Origin of the sequence: Nonomuraea sp. NPDC050643 (genome assembly GCF_040654715.1) — a bacterium.
In the GTDB taxonomy this organism is placed as follows: Bacteria; Actinomycetota; Actinomycetes; order Streptosporangiales; family Streptosporangiaceae; genus Nonomuraea.
In genome coordinates, this window is the sequence record NZ_JBFAIM010000107.1 from 1 (window position 1) to 15,723 (window position 15,723).

Annotated in this window: 14 protein-coding genes; 4 read left to right on the forward strand and 10 right to left on the reverse strand. The window is 72.5% G+C overall.

What is annotated here, in order from left to right; all coding sequences use genetic code 11:
- Window positions 1-734 precede the first annotated feature (734 nt).
- Together AB0I15_RS63200 and AB0I15_RS63205 are read right to left on the reverse strand one after the other, a co-directional pair.
- Window positions 735-893 carry a hypothetical protein gene (locus AB0I15_RS63200; protein ID WP_358119342.1) on the reverse strand — a complete coding sequence of 53 codons (159 nt, stop codon included), beginning with the start codon at window positions 891-893 and terminating at the stop codon, window positions 735-737.
- Window positions 894-1,380: 487 nt separating this feature from the next.
- Complete coding sequence (locus tag AB0I15_RS63205) at window positions 1,381-2,730, reverse strand: MFS transporter (RefSeq protein WP_358119344.1); 1,350 nt, start codon at window positions 2,728-2,730, stop codon at window positions 1,381-1,383.
- Between the two features lie 69 nt (window positions 2,731-2,799).
- Here AB0I15_RS63205 and AB0I15_RS63210 point away from each other — a divergent pair, with 69 nt between their 5' ends.
- Window positions 2,800-3,426 carry a TetR/AcrR family transcriptional regulator gene (locus AB0I15_RS63210; protein ID WP_358119346.1) on the forward strand — a complete coding sequence of 209 codons (627 nt, stop codon included), beginning with the start codon at window positions 2,800-2,802 and terminating at the stop codon, window positions 3,424-3,426.
- Here AB0I15_RS63210 and AB0I15_RS63215 read toward each other — a convergent pair.
- From AB0I15_RS63215 to AB0I15_RS63225, 3 genes are read right to left on the reverse strand one after another with little or no spacing between them, the layout of a single operon-like run.
- Entirely contained in the window at window positions 3,423-4,172 is a 750-nt protein-coding gene (locus tag AB0I15_RS63215; RefSeq protein ID WP_358119349.1) for an SDR family NAD(P)-dependent oxidoreductase, read from the reverse strand. The two genes, AB0I15_RS63210 and AB0I15_RS63215, sit on opposite strands and share 4 nt — an antisense overlap.
- A complete protein-coding gene (locus AB0I15_RS63220) occupies window positions 4,169-5,020 on the reverse strand; it encodes an SDR family oxidoreductase (RefSeq protein ID WP_358119351.1) in 852 nt (283 codons plus the stop codon). The genes AB0I15_RS63215 and AB0I15_RS63220 overlap by 4 nt, the downstream gene beginning before the upstream one ends.
- A 22-nt stretch (window positions 5,021-5,042) precedes the next feature.
- Window positions 5,043-6,665 (reverse strand): AMP-binding protein, encoded by a 1,623-nt coding sequence (locus AB0I15_RS63225; RefSeq protein WP_358119354.1) that lies wholly within the window; start codon window positions 6,663-6,665, stop codon window positions 5,043-5,045.
- Between the two features lie 123 nt (window positions 6,666-6,788).
- On the opposite strand from AB0I15_RS63225, the gene AB0I15_RS63230 reads away from it, so the two are divergent.
- Both AB0I15_RS63230 and AB0I15_RS63235 read left to right on the forward strand, forming a co-directional pair.
- Complete coding sequence (locus AB0I15_RS63230; protein WP_358119357.1) at window positions 6,789-8,117, forward strand: NAD(P)/FAD-dependent oxidoreductase; 1,329 nt, start codon at window positions 6,789-6,791, stop codon at window positions 8,115-8,117.
- Between the two features lie 9 nt (window positions 8,118-8,126).
- A complete protein-coding gene (locus AB0I15_RS63235; RefSeq protein ID WP_358119359.1) occupies window positions 8,127-8,456 on the forward strand; it encodes a cupin domain-containing protein in 330 nt (109 codons plus the stop codon).
- Here AB0I15_RS63235 and AB0I15_RS63240 read toward each other — a convergent pair.
- Genes AB0I15_RS63240 through AB0I15_RS63260 form a run of 5 tightly spaced genes read right to left on the reverse strand, consistent with a single transcriptional unit; the run spans window position 8,437 to window position 14,631 of the window.
- Window positions 8,437-10,053, reverse strand: a complete 1,617-nt coding sequence (locus AB0I15_RS63240) for an AMP-binding protein (RefSeq protein WP_358119361.1) — start codon at window positions 10,051-10,053, stop codon at window positions 8,437-8,439. The genes AB0I15_RS63235 and AB0I15_RS63240 overlap by 20 nt on opposite strands.
- The gene (locus tag AB0I15_RS63245) at window positions 10,050-11,009 is read right to left on the reverse strand and encodes an amidohydrolase family protein (RefSeq protein WP_358119364.1); all 960 of its coding nucleotides are present in this window, start codon (window positions 11,007-11,009) and stop codon (window positions 10,050-10,052) included. Before AB0I15_RS63245 ends, AB0I15_RS63240 begins: the two co-directional genes overlap by 4 nt.
- 18 nt (window positions 11,010-11,027) lie before the next feature.
- The gene (locus tag AB0I15_RS63250) at window positions 11,028-12,206 is read right to left on the reverse strand and encodes an acetyl-CoA acetyltransferase (RefSeq protein ID WP_358119366.1); all 1,179 of its coding nucleotides are present in this window, start codon (window positions 12,204-12,206) and stop codon (window positions 11,028-11,030) included.
- Entirely contained in the window at window positions 12,206-13,621 is a 1,416-nt protein-coding gene (locus AB0I15_RS63255; protein WP_358119369.1) for an OB-fold domain-containing protein, read from the reverse strand. Before AB0I15_RS63255 ends, AB0I15_RS63250 begins: the two co-directional genes overlap by 1 nt.
- A gap of 35 nt (window positions 13,622-13,656) precedes the next feature.
- Complete coding sequence (locus tag AB0I15_RS63260) at window positions 13,657-14,631, reverse strand: amidohydrolase family protein (protein ID WP_358119372.1); 975 nt, start codon at window positions 14,629-14,631, stop codon at window positions 13,657-13,659.
- 29 nt (window positions 14,632-14,660) lie between these two features.
- On the opposite strand from AB0I15_RS63260, the gene AB0I15_RS63265 reads away from it, so the two are divergent.
- Window positions 14,661-15,623: an AraC family transcriptional regulator gene (locus tag AB0I15_RS63265; protein WP_358119374.1), complete on the forward strand. Its 963-nt coding sequence runs from the start codon at window positions 14,661-14,663 to the stop codon at window positions 15,621-15,623.
- Window positions 15,624-15,723: the final 100 nt, after the last annotated feature.

Genomic DNA, 15,723 nt, shown 5'->3' on the forward strand with positions numbered 1-15,723 from the left:
CGTCACCGAGCCCTCCCTCATCGCCGAGCGCGTGGCCGTGGCGGAGGTCGATGGGCGGCCTGTGGTCGTCACCGGCGGTGGCCGGTTCGACGTCCTTCAGCCCCGTTGACCGGCTCCGGATGAGGATCGTGTCGGTCGTCGGGATGGTCCGGGTCGGACGCCGCCGGGCATCGTCTCTCATCCCGGCCACCTGCTCATCGACGCCCCCACCGCCGAAGGACCGTATCGTGACGGGCGTCAACGGCCGCGAACTGTTCTAGGGTCACAACGCCACCAGGCCCGGCAGGACAGGAGGGAGGGACAGCATGGACCCCATGGATCAACGCATCACCGTATGGGCACGCAGCGTCCCGGCCGACGCCCGCCGCAACGGGCCGACCCTGACCGACCTGGGAGGCGAGGACGAGGTCCTGGCCTCGGCCGCCTACTTCACCAACGGGCCCTTCCTCGACCACCTCGTCCTGGCGCTCGCCCACCAGTTGGAGCACGAGCCGGGCGATGAGACGGAACTTCACGACCTCCTCCTCGCGGGCCTGGCGGCCACGACCCGGCACGCGGCCTTCGCCGGCGCCGTCGACGCCCTCACCCATCGCCCCGCTCTGGCGCGCGCCCTGGGCGTCCGGCTGACCAAAACCCTTCTGCGCCGCCTCACCGACGCCCAGGACGCCGGCGACGACCCCGCCGCTGCTCTTATCGGGGCTGAGGCCGTCGACTTCCTCGTCCAGCTGGCGCTGTCACAGACGATCAGTTCTGCCCGGCTGCTGGGCATCATGGACGCCCACCACCCCGCGGCTGGCCTGCGCGAGGCCCTCGAGCGATGCCTGCCCTTCGACCGCCTCTTCCGTGACGCGGCCTTCGAGCTCGCACTGGCCGATATCCGGACCGCGCTGCAACAGCGGACTACGCCACGATGGCCGACCGGCTCCGCGACTGCCGGCAGCGCTTTACCGACCTCACCCGCGGTCGACCCCGACCGCATCGACGCCCGGATCTACCGGGCCGGCATCGACGGCCAGCTGGGCCTGTCCGCCCCGGACGGCCCCCAGCGGGTCGCCGCTGCGGCGGACACGCTACGGGAGAACCTGCAGCGATACCGTTCCTGGCGGATGCGCACCACGACCCCGTCCTGGACCTGCGGCCGCCAAGACGACATCACCGCCTGGGCCCAGCTAACGACGCTCCTGGACCAGGCGGCCCACCTCCGAGCCCGACGGCGTGAAGATCTACTACCGGGGCACCCGCTACACGAAGCGCTTCTGAGAGGAGCGGTTCGCGAAAGTGGCCAGACCCACGCGCACTCGGCCGTTGACAACCTGGCCGGATTGACATGTTCGGCAGGCACACACACCCCCAGAAGGCCGGACGTCGGCCTTCGGAGAGTCACGTCTTGCCGGGTACAGCGAGCGCGCCGACCAGAGCGAGTGCCGCCGCACCCGCCCCGAGCGCGAAGGCCAAGCCGAAGCCCGCCTCACCGGGTACGCCGGTCGCGGGGTCGAGGCGAGCGGCCAGGATCGACAGTCCGGCCTGACTGCCGAGCGTCTCCCCCAGTGTCCTGGCCAGGGTGCTGATGCCCGTGGACACCCCGGTCTCGCCCGGGTCGACCACCCGGACGATCAGGCTGGTCATGGCGGTGAACGTGAGGCCGTACCCGACTCCCATGACGGCGCTGGCGGTCACCAGCTGCCAGGGCTCGCGGTGCCACAGCGCCAGCGCAGCGACGGACAACGCCATGATGAGACCGCCACCGATGATCACGGCACGGGGCGGCAGGGCCCGCTCCAGCGCCCCGGCGACCGGGCCGGCGACGAGGAAGGCCAGCGCGGTGGGCAGCAGGTACAGGCCGGCCTGGGCAGTCGTGCCGCCGAAGCCGTACCCCGTCTCGATGGGCAGCGTCACCAGCTGGGGAACCACGACGAAGACCACCACGCTGGAGAAGCCGACCGCCAAAGCGCTCAGCGACGGCGCCAGCACCACCCGGCGGCGCAGCAGCGCCATGTCGACGAACGGTCGCGGATGGCGGGACTCATACCGGATCCATCCGGCGGCGCCGGCCACGGCGAACGCGAGCAGCGGCGTGACGCGCCAGGACAGCCAGCCGTCGTCGGCCGCGTAGGTGACCGCCAGCAGCAGCGCCACTACCGAGGCGGCGAACAGCACGACCCCGCCGACGTCGAGCGCGCCGCCGAGGCGGAGGTCGGAGCCGGGGATGACCAACCGCGCGGCCACCGTGGCGACGAGCATCGCCGCCCCGGCGCCGAGCAGCCAGCGGTGCGAGAAGGCATCGGCCAGGACGCCGCCGACCAGGTAGCCGATGAGCCCGCCCGCGGTGGCCACGCCGCCGATCGTGCCGATGGCGACGCCGACGGAGCGCGGCCGCAGAACCTCGCGGGCCAGCCCGTACGCCAGCGGGTAGATCCCGGCTCCCACACCCAGCAGGAGCTGACCGGCGATCATCAACGGCAGGCCCGGGGCCAGGCCCGACACCAGGGCGCCGGCGGCCATGATGGCGAAGGTCCAGGTGACCACGCGCCGCTTGCCGTACATGTCGCCCAGACGCCCGGCGACCGGGGTCGCGATCGAGGCGGCGAGGAGGAAGCCGGTGAACAGCCACGCGGCGGCGGACGGCGAGGCGCCGAGATCGGCCTGGAAGCGTGCGAGGCCGGGCACGATGGCCGAGCCGAGCGTCGTGTAGATCAGTACCCCGGCGAGCAGAACGAGTAGCGTCGGCATGCGAAGGCCTCCTGTATGAACGTTTATGCACTACGATGAAGAGGTCATCCAGGAATCTGAGGAGAGTCCGTGCCGCCTCGCTCGCGCGCCACTGTCGCGACGCCCGCCAAGAAGCCGCCCGCGGAGCGCATCCTGGCCGCCGCGGAGGAGCTGTTCTTCACCCAGGGCTTCAAGGGCACGAGCGTCAGGGACATCACGGCGGCCAGCGGCCTGACGCCCGCCGCGCTCTACAACCACTTCCCCTCCAAGGAAGAGGTCCTGTTCACGCTGGTCAGCCGGGCGACGAGCGAGGGTGAGCGGATGCTCAACGACGCGGCCGCGGCCGCGGCGGCCGACCCGGAGAGCCAGCTGAGGGCGCTGGCGTACGCCTCGGCCCTCTTCCATGCCCGCCACCGCGCCTCGGCCATGATCGCCACGTTCGAGTACGTCCATCTGCCCGAGGCCCAGCGGGCGGTCATCGTCGAGCGCCGCCGCGGCCTGCGGACCAGGCTGGAGCGCACGCTGGAGCACGGCGTGCGTTCGGGGGTCTTCGAGCTGCCCGCCATGCGCGGTGACGCGACGAAGCTCACCGCCACCGCGATCGTCAACCTGGTTCTGCGGGCGACCGAGTTCTTCGGCCCGTTCCCGGCGGTCAAGGACGAGGAGCTGGCCGGGCTCCACGCCGACCTGGCCTGCCGGATGGTGCTGGCGCGCTAGGCGCGTACCCAGCCGCCGTCGACGAAGAGGGCCTGGCCCGTCACGTAGCGGGCCTCCTCGGAGGCCAGCCAGCAGACCGCGTTCGCGATCTCCTCCGGCCGGCCGATCCTGGCGATGGGCTGGGTGGCCGTCTGCTTGGCGGCGATTTCCCGGAGGTTGCCGTGCTCCGCCATCGCGGTGTCGACGAAGCCGGGGCAGACGGCGTTCGCGCGGATGCCGCTGCGGCCCAGCTCGACAGCGAGCGCCCTGGTCAGCGAGAGCAGGCCGCCTTTGGAGGCGTCGTAGGCGATCTGCCCGAAGAAGCCGATCACGGCCACCGAGCAGATGTTGACGATCGCGCCCGCGCCCGAGCGCGCGAGGTGGTCGAGCGCCGCCTGGCTGAGGACGAACGGGGCGCGCAGGTTGACCGCGAGCACCCGGTCCCAGTCCTCCAGCGTGTAGTCGCGGATCTTGGCGCGGGCGCCGGTGGCGGCGTTGTTGACCAGGATGTCGAGGCCGCCGAGCCGTTCCGCCGCCTGCGCGACGACGGCCTTGGCCGCGTCGGCGTCGGAGACATCGGCCTCCTGGACGATCCCCTTCCCGCCGTCGTGCTCGATCCGCGCGAGCGTCGCCCGCGCGCCCTCGGCGTCGAGGTCGCACAGGGCCACGTGCGCGCCTTCCGCCGCCATCCGCGTGGCGATGGCGGCGCCGATGCCGCGTGCCGCTCCCGTGATCAATGCGGTACGGCCGGCCAGCGTTCCCGTCATGCCCCGCCTCCTTCCGTGATCGGTGTCTCCAGGTGGCGCAGCCGCCATTCGGTCCGCCCGCGGCGCCGGTAGTCGGTGGTGAACCAGCGCGGCACGTTGTGGGTGGCGCCGCCGTCCACGAGGTGCGCGGCGCCGGTGATGTAGGAGCTGTCGTCCCCGGCGAGGAACGCGACCGCGGCGGCCACGTCCTCGGGGCGGCCGACCCGGCCAAGCGGCGTCTGCGCCTCGATGAGCCGGTCCATGCCCTGCTCCAGCAGATCCTTGGTCATCGCGGTGGCCGTGACCCCCGGCATCACCGCGTTGACCCGCACGCCGTGGCCGCCGAGCTCGCCGGCCATGACCTGGACCAGCATGTTGAGTGCGGCCTTGGTGGCGCAGTAGGCGGAGAACAGAGCGGCGGGGGCGATCGCGCCGTTGGAGGAGTTGACGATGATCGATCCGCCGCGGCCGCCCTCGGCCATGTGCCTGGCGGCGGTCTGACACACCAGGAAGGTGCCGGTCAGGTTGACCGCGACGTGCCGGTTCCAGGTGTCCAGCGGCAGGTCGAGGAAGGCGTCGACGCGGCCCCAGCCTGCGTTGGCGAAGCAGATGTCGAGCCTGCCGTGAGCTTCCACCGCCGCGGTGAAGACGCGCTCGACCTGCTCGGGGTCGGTCTGGTCCATCGCTGCCGCGCGCACGTCGAGGCCTTCGTCGCGCAGGTCGGCCGCCACGCGTTCCGCGGCCACGGCGTCCCGGTCGGCGACGACGACCGCGGCTCCTTGCCCGGCGAGCTTGCGCGCGGTGGCGGCGCCGATCCCGCCGGCGCCGCCGGTGATCAGCGCGACCCGGTCGCGCAGTGGGGTGTGCATCAGCATCTCCATGAATAATCGTTCATACTTGTTTGAGGTGGGTGCGGCGGACTTTGAGCCCGGCGGCCTCGCGGTCCCAGGTGTCGGGCGTGACGCCCTCGCGGCGCAGGCGCCGCTTCTCGATCTTGCTGGTGGGGGTCTTGGGCAGCTCGCCCAGCACGCGCACGTACCTGGGCACCATGAAGTGCGGGAGCCGTTCCAGGAGAAACTCCAGAAGGTCGCGCGGGTCGAGACGCGCGCCGTCCACGGGCGCCACGGCCGCGAGCACGTCGTCCTCCCCGTCCCCGCTCGGCACCGCGACGGCCGCGGCCTCCCGGACCGCCGGATGGCGCAGGATCTCCGCCTCGACCTCGCTGGAGGAGATGTTCTCCCCGCGCCGCCTGATCGCGTCCTTGATCCGGTCGACGAAGAAGTAGTCGCCGTGTTCGTCCCTGCGGAAGGCGTCGCCGGTGTGGAACCAGCCGTTGCGCCAAGCCGCCGCCGTCGCCTCGGGGGCGCCGAGGTAGCCGCTGGTCATCGCCCAGGGCAGGTCGGTGCGGATGACGAGCTCGCCGATCTCCCCCTGCGGGACCTCCTGGTCGTGGGCGTCGACCACGCGTACGTGAACTCCCGGCCGCGGCCGGCCGCAGCTGCCCGGCGTGGCCGGGTTGAGCTCGGAGACGAGCGGCACGCTCACCTCGGTCATGTTGAACACCGTGAGGATGTCGCAGCCGAAGCGGCGGGCGAACTCCCCCGCGTTGTCCGTGAGCGGGACCAGGTAGACCAGCCGGAGCGTGGTGTCGCGCTCGCCCGGCCGGGGCGGTTGCTTGAGCAGGAAGGTCGCCATGACGCCGAGGAGCGTGCAGCAGGTGGCGCCGGTGCGCTCGATGACGTCCCAGAACGAGCTCGTGTCGAAGGACTCGACCAGCACCACGGACGCGCCCACGACCAGCGCGCCCGCGATGTCCTGCAGCCCACCGCCGTGGAAGATCGGCAGGCTGGTGAGGCAGCGGTCGTCGGCCGACAGGTGCTCCTCGACGGCGGTGACGGTGGCCCACAGGTGCGCGTAGGAGGAGATCACGCCCTTGGAGGGACCGGTGGTGCCCGAGGTGAAGATCACCGCGTACGGGTCCCAGGGCTGGGCCGGGCACGAGTCCGCTGCGGCCTGCGCAGTCTGGACGGTCTCGGCGACTTTCGGGTGCAGTACGGCAACGCCGTGTGCGCCGACCCCCGGCAGCGGCGCGCAAGGGCCGCCGGCCACGACGACGTGCTCCACCCCGGCCAGGTCAAGGCCGGCCAGCCGGCCGGCCAGGTCCGCGTGCACGACGACGACCTTCGGCCGCACGAGCGTGAGCACGTGCGCCAGGATGTCGCCACGGTAGGCGGTGTTGACGGGGACGAACACGGCGCCGAGCTGGTTGGCGCCGAACCACACGCGCAGGATCTCCGGTCCGTTGGGCAGCCACACGAGCACGTGGTCGCCCGCGTGCACACCCAGTGATCGCAGGCCGCTCGCGGCGGAGAGCGTCTCGTCCCAGGCGTTCCCGTATGTCCACGCCGTCCCGTCGGCGAAGGCGACGAAGGGCCGGTCGGGTTCCTGGTGTGCCCGCTCCCGCAGAAGCAGCGGGAGCACGCACTGTTCGCGGGGTGGGAGCTTCGCCGTCATCGCTCTCCCAAACGGTGGAAAATGTATGAACGTTTGTATAGCATGCTGCCATCAAGACAGACAATACCTGGTCAAATAACCGTCAGCTAGTCATGTACGATCGTTCATATTGAGGAGCCTCGGTTGATCGAGAAGACCGCTGACGCCGTCGTGGTCGGCGGCGGACTGTCCGGCCTCACCGCCGCCTACCGGCTGGCCTCGGGCGGCGTGGACACGGTCGTCCTGGAGGCGGCCGAGCGCGTCGGCGGCCGCGTGTGGAACATCCCCCTCACCGGCGGCAAGCCCACCGAGGCGGGCGCCATGTACGTGTGCGCGAGCCAGCGGGAGATCCTCACCCTCGCGGCGGAGCTGGGCGCGGCGCTCTTCCCCTCCTTCAAGGACGGCATCGGCGTCGCCCACCTGGGCGGCCGCCGCTTCGAGTACGCGGACGGCCTGCCCGACCTGCCGCACGACGCGGTTCGCGAGTACGCCGGCGCGCTCAGGACCATGGAGCGCACCGACCACGACGACCCGCGCCTCGACACCCTCGACCTCGCCGCCTGGCGGGACGAGCAGATCCACGACCCGCTGGCCAGGCAGTTGTTCGACTGCTCGGTCTCCGCATGGTTCGCCGCGCCACCGGGCGAGATCTCCTTCGCCTACGCCCTGCACGCCACCGCCACCTGCGGCGGGATCCGGTCGATGCTGCGCGACCAGGACTCCGTCCTGAGGTTCGCCGCCGGGTCGCAGGCGCTGCCCGACGCGCTGGCGGCCTACCTGGGCGAGCAGGTGTGTCTCGGCGAGCCGGTCCGCGAGGTCGAGCAGGACGAGAGCGGCATCGTGGTCAGCACACCCGGCCTGCGCGTGCGCGCCCGCCGGGCGATCATGGCGATCGGGCCGGCCGCGACCGGGCCCGTCTCCTTTCGTCCCGGACTGCCGCGCGCGCGTACGGCGCTGGCCGACGGCTGGGTGCAGGGGCCGCTCATCAAGACCAACGTGGTCTACGACGAGCCGTTCTGGCGGAACGAGGGGCTTTCGGGCTCCGGCTTCACCGATCTGGGCGCGGTGCCCGGCTTCCTGGACGCCTCGCCGCCGGACGGCTCGCCCGGGGTGCTCGCGCTCACCGCCTTCACCTTTTCCGAGCGGCATTTCCGCGGCAACCCTCCGGCCTTCTCCAGCGACCATCAGGTCCGGCGCGCCGCCACTCTGGACGCCCTGGCCGCCTGCCTGGGTCCCAAGGCGGCCCACCCGGTGGCCTACCTGGAGACCGACTGGCGGCGGCAGCCGTACATCTTCGGCTGCCAGGGCGGGCTGCGGCCCGGCGCGCTCACCGCGGCGCGGCCCTCACCGCACGCGCCCGCGGGCGGCTTGCACTGGGCCGGAACGGAGAGCGCCGACCGGTGGACGGGCTGGATGAACGGCGCGGTCCAGGCGGGCGAGCGCTGCGCCCGCGAGGTCCTCGACCGGCTCTGAGGAGAGATCATGACCGAGGTCCTGCTGTTCGGCGACGACCCGTCGGACTACCGCGAGGTGCCCTTCGCCAGCAACCTGGCGGTGTCCTTCCCCACGGACACCGCGGGCTTCCTGCGCTTCCCCGCGGACGGCCACCTGCGCGAGTGGACGCTCACCTACGACGAGACGCTCTACGTCATCGAGGGCGAGCTGACCGTGACAGGGGGCGGGCGGCTCGTGCGGGTCGCCGCCGGTTCCGCCTGTTTCATCGGCGCGGGCGCGACGGTCGATTATCAGGCGACCGCCGGCACCCGCGCCTTCTTCGTGATCCGACCGCGGGTCAACCGTCGGCGGCCGTAAGGCGCTCCCGCCTGACCCGGATGCCGGCCGCCTCGCGATCCCAGGTGTCGGCGGTGATCCCGGCCGCGCGCAGCAGGTGCTTGCGCACCTTGTGCGTCGGCGTCTTGGGCAGCTCGGCCACGACGCGGACATAGCGCGGCACCATGTAGTGCGGCATGTGCTCCACGCAGAAGGCCAGGAACCCGGCGGGGTCGAGGGTCTGGCCGGGGATCGGCGCCACGACCACGAGCACCTCGTCCTCGCCGTGCTCGCTCGGCACCGCGACGGCCGCCACCTCTCTGACTCCGGGGTATGCGGCGGCGCCGGTCTCCAGCTCGAAGGAGGAGATGTTCTCGCCCCGGCGGCGGATGGCGTCCTTGACCCTGTCGACGAAGAAGTACTCGCCGTCCGGCTCGCGGCGGAAGGCGTCGCCGGTGTGGAACCAGCCGTTGCGCCAGGCCGCCGCGCTCGCCTCGGGCATCGCGTGGTAGCCGTGGTTCATCGCCCAAGGCGCGGCCGTTCTGACGATCATCTCGCCGGCCTCGCCGTCGGGCACCTCCCGGTCGTGCGCGTCCACCAGCCGCACCTCCGCGCCGGGGCGGACCCGGCCGCAGCCCCCCGCCCTGTCCGGGTTGCGCTCCGACAGCAGCGGCGTGCTGACCTCGGTCATGTTGAACAGCGTGTAGACGTCCACGCCGAAGCGCCGGGCGAAGGCCTGGGCGTTCTCCCCGAGCGGCACCATGCAGACGGTACGCAGCGGGTGGTCCCGGTCGTCCGGTCCGGGCTCGCGTGCGGCCAGGAACGAGGTCATGGCGCCCAGCAGCGTGCAGGCGGTGGTGCCGGTCCGGCGGACCAGTTCCCAGAACGAGCGGGTGTCGAAGCCGTCCACCACCGCGACCGAGGCGCCGACGTACAGGGCCAGGGCGACGCCGATCGTGCCGCCACCGTGGAAGAGCGGCAGTTGGACCAGGTACCGATCGCCCGCGCCGATGACACCGGCCGAGGCGGCCACCGCCGTCGTCCACAGGTGCGCGTACGAGCACAGCACGCCCTTGCTCACCCCCGTCGTGCCGGAGGTGTAGAGCACGCCGTAGGTGTCCCAGGGTCGCGGCGTGTGAGTCGAGACCCGGCGCGGGGCGGCCGGGAGATCACCGACCGGCACCGCGTCGAGGCCGGCGACCTCGGGCGCGGTGTGACCGGGAACCAGTACGGTACGCAGCGCCGCCGTCTCCACCGAGGCCAGCCTGGGCGCCAGGGTGGGATGGACGACCGCGAGCCGGGCGCCGGAGTTGGCCAGCACGTGTTCCAGGAACCTGCCGCGCAGGGCGGTGTTGACCGGCACGTACACGGCGCCGAGCTCGTTGAGCCCGAACCAGGTGCGCAGGGCGTCCGGTCCGTTGGGCAGCCAGGAGACGACGAGGTCGCCGGGCCGTACGCCGTGCTCGTGCAGGATCTCGGCCATGGCCAGGGTCTCGTGGAGGACCCGCGCGCCCGTCCACGCCTCGCCGTCCTCGAAGACGACGAAGACCTCGCCGGGACGCTCCTCGGCGCGGCGGCGCAGCACCAGGGGCACCACGCACTCCGCGGCCTCGGGGGTCATGGCGAAGGCGGTGCTCATGCCGCTGTGCCCAGGACGCGGGCGGCGTTGGTGTACAGCCAGCGGCGCACAGTGTCCTCGTCGAGCGGCAGCGCGCGTACCTCGTCGGCCAGGTCGCCCGCGGACATCTCGTGCACCCAGCCGACGCTGCCGAACAGGACCTTGTTCCTGATCGTGGCCCGGCCGTGGGCCAGCAGCGGCTCCCAGCCGGAGCCCGCCGCCGCCATGTGCAGCGGGCGGTGGGTGGAGAACTCCAGGTAGACGTTGGGATGGCGCTGGCACAGCGCGACCATCTCCATCATCCAGGGCCAGCCGCCGTGACCGGCGACGATCACCAGGTCCGGGTGGGCCCGCGCGATCGCGTCCAGTTGCCGCCACGCACAGTGGTCCACGGGCACCCGGGGCGAGAGGTTGTGCCCGGCGTGGATCCAGACCGGCACGCTCAGGCGCTCGGCCTCGGCGTAGACCGCCCGGCTGGCGGGCGAGAGCGGGTCGGCGACGTCGGTGAAGTGCGTCACCGACACCCCGCCCATGCCAAGGTCACCGACGCACCTGCGCATCTCCTTCAGCGCCGCCTGCTCGTCGCGCAGGCTCAGCCCCGCCCACGCGCGCAGCCGGTCCGGGTGGCGGCGGGCGAAGGCGGCCGCCCGGTCGTTGAGCAGGCCGCCCGAGCGCAACGGCGTCATGCCACCGTGGATCACCTGCAGCGCCACCCCACCGGCGGCCAGCTCCTCCACATACCGGTCGATGTCCACATCCAGGCGGCCGGTGGACAGCAGCAGCCGCACCACCTCGTCCGGTCCGCGCTCCAGCGCGCTCTGGTACTCCGCGTACTCGACCCCCGCCAGGCCGCAGAACCGCCGCCCGAACAGCCGCAGGTAGTTCGGGCAGTCGGCGGCGAACCAGCTCAGGTACGACTCCCACGACTCGGCGTCGAGCACGACCCCCGCCATGTCGATGACCGCGTTGTTGCTCACTGCGAAGACCTCCGGAGCTCAGGTGCCGAGGATGGTGATGAGGCAGACGCATTCGCCGGGATCGCCGCCGATGTTCTGGGTGAGCGCGAGTGTGCGCCCGTTGTCGATCTGCCGTTCCCCGGCCTCGCCGCGCAGCTGCAGCCAGCTCTCGAAGATCATTCTGATGCCGGAGGCGCCGAGCGGGTGCCCGAACGCCTTCAGCCCGCCGTCCGGGTTGATCGGCAGCGCGCCGTCGCGGTCGAAGACCCCGCCCACCATGTCCTTCCAGGCGGTGCCGCGGGCGGAGAAGCCCAGGTCCTCCATCAGGACGATCTCGGTGATGGTGAAGCAGTCGTGCACCTCGGCGAAGGACAGCTCCGCCCGCGGGTCGCGGATGCCCGCCTGCGCGTACGCGCTGCGCGCGGCGGCCACCGCCTCGGGGAAGGAGGAGAAGTCGTGGCCCGGGTCCATGGTCCCGGTACCCGGGCCGGCCGCCAGGGCCAGCGCCTTCACCAGGACGGGCTTGCCGGTGTAGCGGCGCGCGTCCTCGGTTCTGGTGATCACGACGGCGGCCGCGCCGTCGGCCAGCCCGCCGCAGTCGAGCAGGCTCAGCTTCCCGGCCAGCAGTGGCTGCCGGTCGATCACCTCCTTGGGGATCTCCCGCTGGAAGTAGGCGCGGGGGTTGAGCGCACCGTTGCGGTGGTTCTTCCACGCGACGTGGGTCATGGCCGCGCGCAGGTCGGCGTCGGCCACGCCGTGCCGCTGCGCGTAGCCGGTGGCCAGGTAGCCGAAGGTGCCGGGCGGCGTGTGCGGCACCACCGTACCGTCGTCGAAGAACTCGAAGAACGGGATGCCGGCCTGTCCCGAGTCCATGACCTTCTCCACGCCGATCGCCATGACCACGTCGTACGCGCCGGCGGCCACCGCGTAGCAGGCGTTGCGAAAGGCGTCGGAGCCGGTGGCGCAGAAGTTCTCGACCCGGGTGACGGGCTTGTTGTCCAGCTTGAGCGGCTTGGACAGCGCGGTGCCCGCGTGCCCGGAGCCGAACGTGCCCAGCCAGAACGCGTCCACGTCGGCCAGGTCGATGCCCGCCGCCGCGGCGGCCTCGTTGGCGGCGGCGATGAGCAGGTCGTCGGCCCCGGCGTCACGGCGCTCGCCGAAGCGCGTGCATCCGGCGCCCACCACGGCCACTCTGTCGGTGATTCCCCTGTCGGCCATCAGTACTGCTCCCCTCGTTCCGGGCGGGCCTTCCAGTAGTAGTTGTGCACGCCGTCGCGGCTGTGTGTCCTGCGTACGGCCATGCGCACCCGCAGCCCGGTCCGCGCGCTGTCCGGCACCGTGTCGGTGAGCTCGCACTGCAGCCGGCCGCCGCCGTCGAAGTCGACGGTCCCGTAGATCAGCGGCGGGTTCGGCGACCAGGCCAGCCGGTCCACGGTGGCGATCGAGACGGTGGCGGGCACGCCGGCCACCGGGTCGGGCCGCATCTGGTCGAGCGCGCGGCAGGCGCCGCACACGCGCTGGGGCGGCAGGTGGCGGGCGTCGCAGGCGGCGCAGCGCGAGCCGACGAGGCCGAGCTTCCACGCGCCGATCCGCCGGGCGGCGGGGGCGGCGAGTTGTGGTGGCAGCGGGCGGCGCATGGGCTCGCGCGGCAGGAATCCGCGCCAGGTGACGTAGGTGGCGTAGCTCAGCTCGTCACTGGAGTGCTCGATCTGGACGGCCGTCGGCCAGGCGCTGCGCCTGTGGGCGAGCAGGTCGGTGGTGCGGAACAGGAGCGCGTCGGCGCCTTCCGTCAGGACCACGAGCGCGATCACCTCACCCGGTCCCGCCCGGTCCAGGATCGCGGCCAGTCGCAGTGCCAGGTGGGCGGTGCCGGTCTCACCGACCGAGTCGAGCAGGTCGTCGGCCGCCGCGTGCTCCTCGACGCCCGCGGCGGCGCGGACCGCGGCGGCGATCCGCCTGCTCGCGCCGGTGACGACGAGGTGATCGACGTCGGCCGCGGTCAGACCGGCGGACTTCAGCGCCTCCTCCAGCACCAGCCGCCCGGCGGGCACGTGGACCTCCTCGACAAAGCGGTCCTCCCAGTGGCGGGAGTACTGCTCGCCAGGCGCGCGCCAGCGGCTCAGGAACTCCTCGGTTCTGGCCGCGTCGCCGATCCACTCCGCCACGACCTCTCCATCCGTGCCCACGACGAGCGCCGCGGCGCCGTCGCCACCGTCGCGCTCGTCGGCGCCACCGGGTAGGCCGGCGCGGATGTCGGACAGGACGACGAGTGTGGGCGGGCCCGCGTGCAGTCCGGCCCGCAGGGCGCCGACTCCGGAGCGCACCGCACCGCACATGTCGACCGCGGGCACGGACGGGTCGAGCGACAGCACCGCGTGTACGGCGGCGGCGTTGGACCTGTCCAGGTACACCGGGTCCGCGGTGGCGAAGTAGAGACCCCGCACCTCCTCCGGCCCCGGCAGGCCGTGCAACGCGACCCTGGCCGCCTCGGCGCCCATGGTGGTGGTGTCCTCATCGTAGGAGGCGACCGTCCTGGAGCCGGTCGCCGGCCTGGTGCCGAGCGCCTCCCCGATGCGCGAGCGGCGGATCCGGTGCGCAGGGAGGTAGCCCCCGTACGCCATGATTTCAGCCAAGATTGAACTCCTTGCTCTATAAACGTTCATTCATATTAGGCATCCGGAGCCGAGATGGCCAGGGGCAGGCTGAGAAGAGCCGCCGCGTTGTCGTGCAGCCAGGCCCGCGTGTGCCGTTCCTCCAGGCCCAGCCCGCGCACGGCGGCGATCGAGCGCTCCTGGGTGGAGGCGTGGGTCCAGGCCGCGCTGCCGAACACCACCCGGCGGCGCAGCGGCCCCCGCAGATGGAACAGCAGCGGCTCCCACCCGGAGCCGGGGACCGCCATCGCCCGCGGGTCGTGCCCGGAAGTGTCGAGATAGACGTTGGGCTGGCGCATCATCACCGCCACCAGTTCTCCCACGTACGGCCAGCCGCCGTGCCCGGCCACGACCGGCATCCGCGGATAGCGCCCGGCGACCAGGTCCAGCTCGGCCGGGGTGGTCATCGGACTGGAGCGCGACAGGTTGAGCCCGCAGTGCAGCCACAGCGGCAGCCCCAGGCCGGCGACGTGCCGGTAGATCAGGTGACTGGCGGGGTCGTCCGCGGGCACGCCCGCGGCGAAGGGCAGCATGACCACCCCGCGCATGCCGAGCGCCACACACCGGTCGATCTCGGCGACCGCCGCCGCCGGGTCGCGCGCGTCGACGCCGCACCAGCCGCTCAGCAGGTCCGGGTGCTGGGCAGCGCGCGCGGCCACCCGGTCGTTCACGCTCTCGCCGCCGGGCAGGCGGTAATGGGAGCCGTGCAGCACCTGGTGGCGGACGCCGGCGGCGCGCAGCCGTTCCGCGTGGGCGCCGGGGTCGACGGTCAGCCCGTCGGCCAGCGCGGCGAGGGCCCGCGCGGGATCGCGGGCGAGCTGTTCGCGGGTGCGCGCTGGGTCGAGGCCGGCCACCACGCTCATGGCTCCGGACAGGAACTCCAGGAAGTGCGGCGCGTCCGCCGACAGCCCGCGCAGCAGCGCCAGCCAGGAGCCGGGGTCATGGACGCCGTCACAAATGTCGATGACGGGCTGCCCTGTATGAACACTCATTCATATTATGGTGGCAGAAAGGAGCCGACATGAACAGACGGATCTCGGGACGGCTCGTGCACGCCTGCCTTGCTGGCGCCCGTCGCCGCGGCCTCGACGTCGGCCGGGCGCTGGCCCGATCGGGCATCGAGCCGGAGGCCCACACGGTCACCACGCAGCAGTACGCCCGCCTGGTCCGGCACCTCTGGGCGGCCCTCGACGACGAGTTGCTCGGGTTCGGCCCGGCCCCGAGCCGGCTCGGCACCTTCGCGACCATGGCGGCGCTCGCCGTGCACGGCCACGACCTGCGCACCGCGCTGCTGCGTGGGGCCGCCTTCTACGACCTGTTCGCCATCGGGGTGACGATCAGGCTGGTGGAGAGCGGGCGGGAGGCGCGGCTGGAGTTCACGCTGACCGGGTTCCCGCAGCCTGCCGATCACCTGGTCGAGCTTGTGCTGGGGGCGTGGCATCGGTTCGCCAGCTGGCTGGTCGGGGGTGGGCTGGAGCTGCGGCGGGCGGAGTTTCCCCATGGGCGGCCGCCGTACGTGCTGGAGTACGACGCGTTTTACGGGTGCTGGTGCCTGTTCGGGCGGGCGCGGCCCGCGATCGGGTTCGACCGGGCGGCGCTCGACCGGCCGGTGCTGCGTGACGAGGCGGCGCTGACGCCGTTCCTGCGGCGCTACCCGGCCGAGCTGGTCGAGCGCGGGGACTACTCCGGCGACGTCGCCGGGCAGGTCAGGAGAGTGCTCGCCGAGGGCGGGCCGGACCTGGCCTCGGCCGCCGCCCGGCTGGCCGTCAGCCCCGCCGGCCTACGGCACCGCCTGCGCGCCGAGGGCACATCCTACCAACGTGTACGCGACCGGTTCAGGCGGGACGCCGCGGTGTCCGCGCTGGCCCGCGGAGACCTGTCCATCGAGGAGTTGAGCAGGCGGCTCGGGTTCTCGGAGCCGAGCGCGTTCCACCGCGCGTTCAAACGCTGGACCGGCACCACCCCGCGCGCCTACCGGCCGTAAGAACGGCGCGCCCATCACGGGCGCGCCCTCCATCTGCCGTGGGGACGCCAGGGTCAGACATCACGGACGGCAGGGTCATTGGCCGGTTCCGCCGCCGTTC

Excerpts from the sequence above, each read along its gene's own strand:
- AB0I15_RS63250 (WP_358119366.1), bottom strand. The coding sequence starts at position 12,206 with ATGGCCGACAGGGGAATCACCGACAGAGTGGCCGTGGTGGGCGCCGGA.
- AB0I15_RS63215 (WP_358119349.1), bottom strand. The coding sequence starts at position 4,172 with ATGACGGGAACGCTGGCCGGCCGTACCGCATTGATCACGGGAGCGGCA.
- AB0I15_RS63260 (WP_358119372.1), bottom strand. The coding sequence starts at position 14,631 with ATGAGTGTTCATACAGGGCAGCCCGTCATCGACATTTGTGACGGCGTC.
- AB0I15_RS63205 (WP_358119344.1), bottom strand. The coding sequence starts at position 2,730 with ATGCCGACGCTACTCGTTCTGCTCGCCGGGGTACTGATCTACACGACG.
- AB0I15_RS63220 (WP_358119351.1), bottom strand. The coding sequence starts at position 5,020 with ATGCACACCCCACTGCGCGACCGGGTCGCGCTGATCACCGGCGGCGCC.
- AB0I15_RS63235 (WP_358119359.1), top strand. The coding sequence starts at position 8,127 with ATGACCGAGGTCCTGCTGTTCGGCGACGACCCGTCGGACTACCGCGAG.
- AB0I15_RS63240 (WP_358119361.1), bottom strand. The coding sequence starts at position 10,053 with ATGAGCACCGCCTTCGCCATGACCCCCGAGGCCGCGGAGTGCGTGGTG.
- AB0I15_RS63225 (WP_358119354.1), bottom strand. The coding sequence starts at position 6,665 with ATGACGGCGAAGCTCCCACCCCGCGAACAGTGCGTGCTCCCGCTGCTT.
- AB0I15_RS63265 (WP_358119374.1), top strand. The coding sequence starts at position 14,661 with ATGAACAGACGGATCTCGGGACGGCTCGTGCACGCCTGCCTTGCTGGC.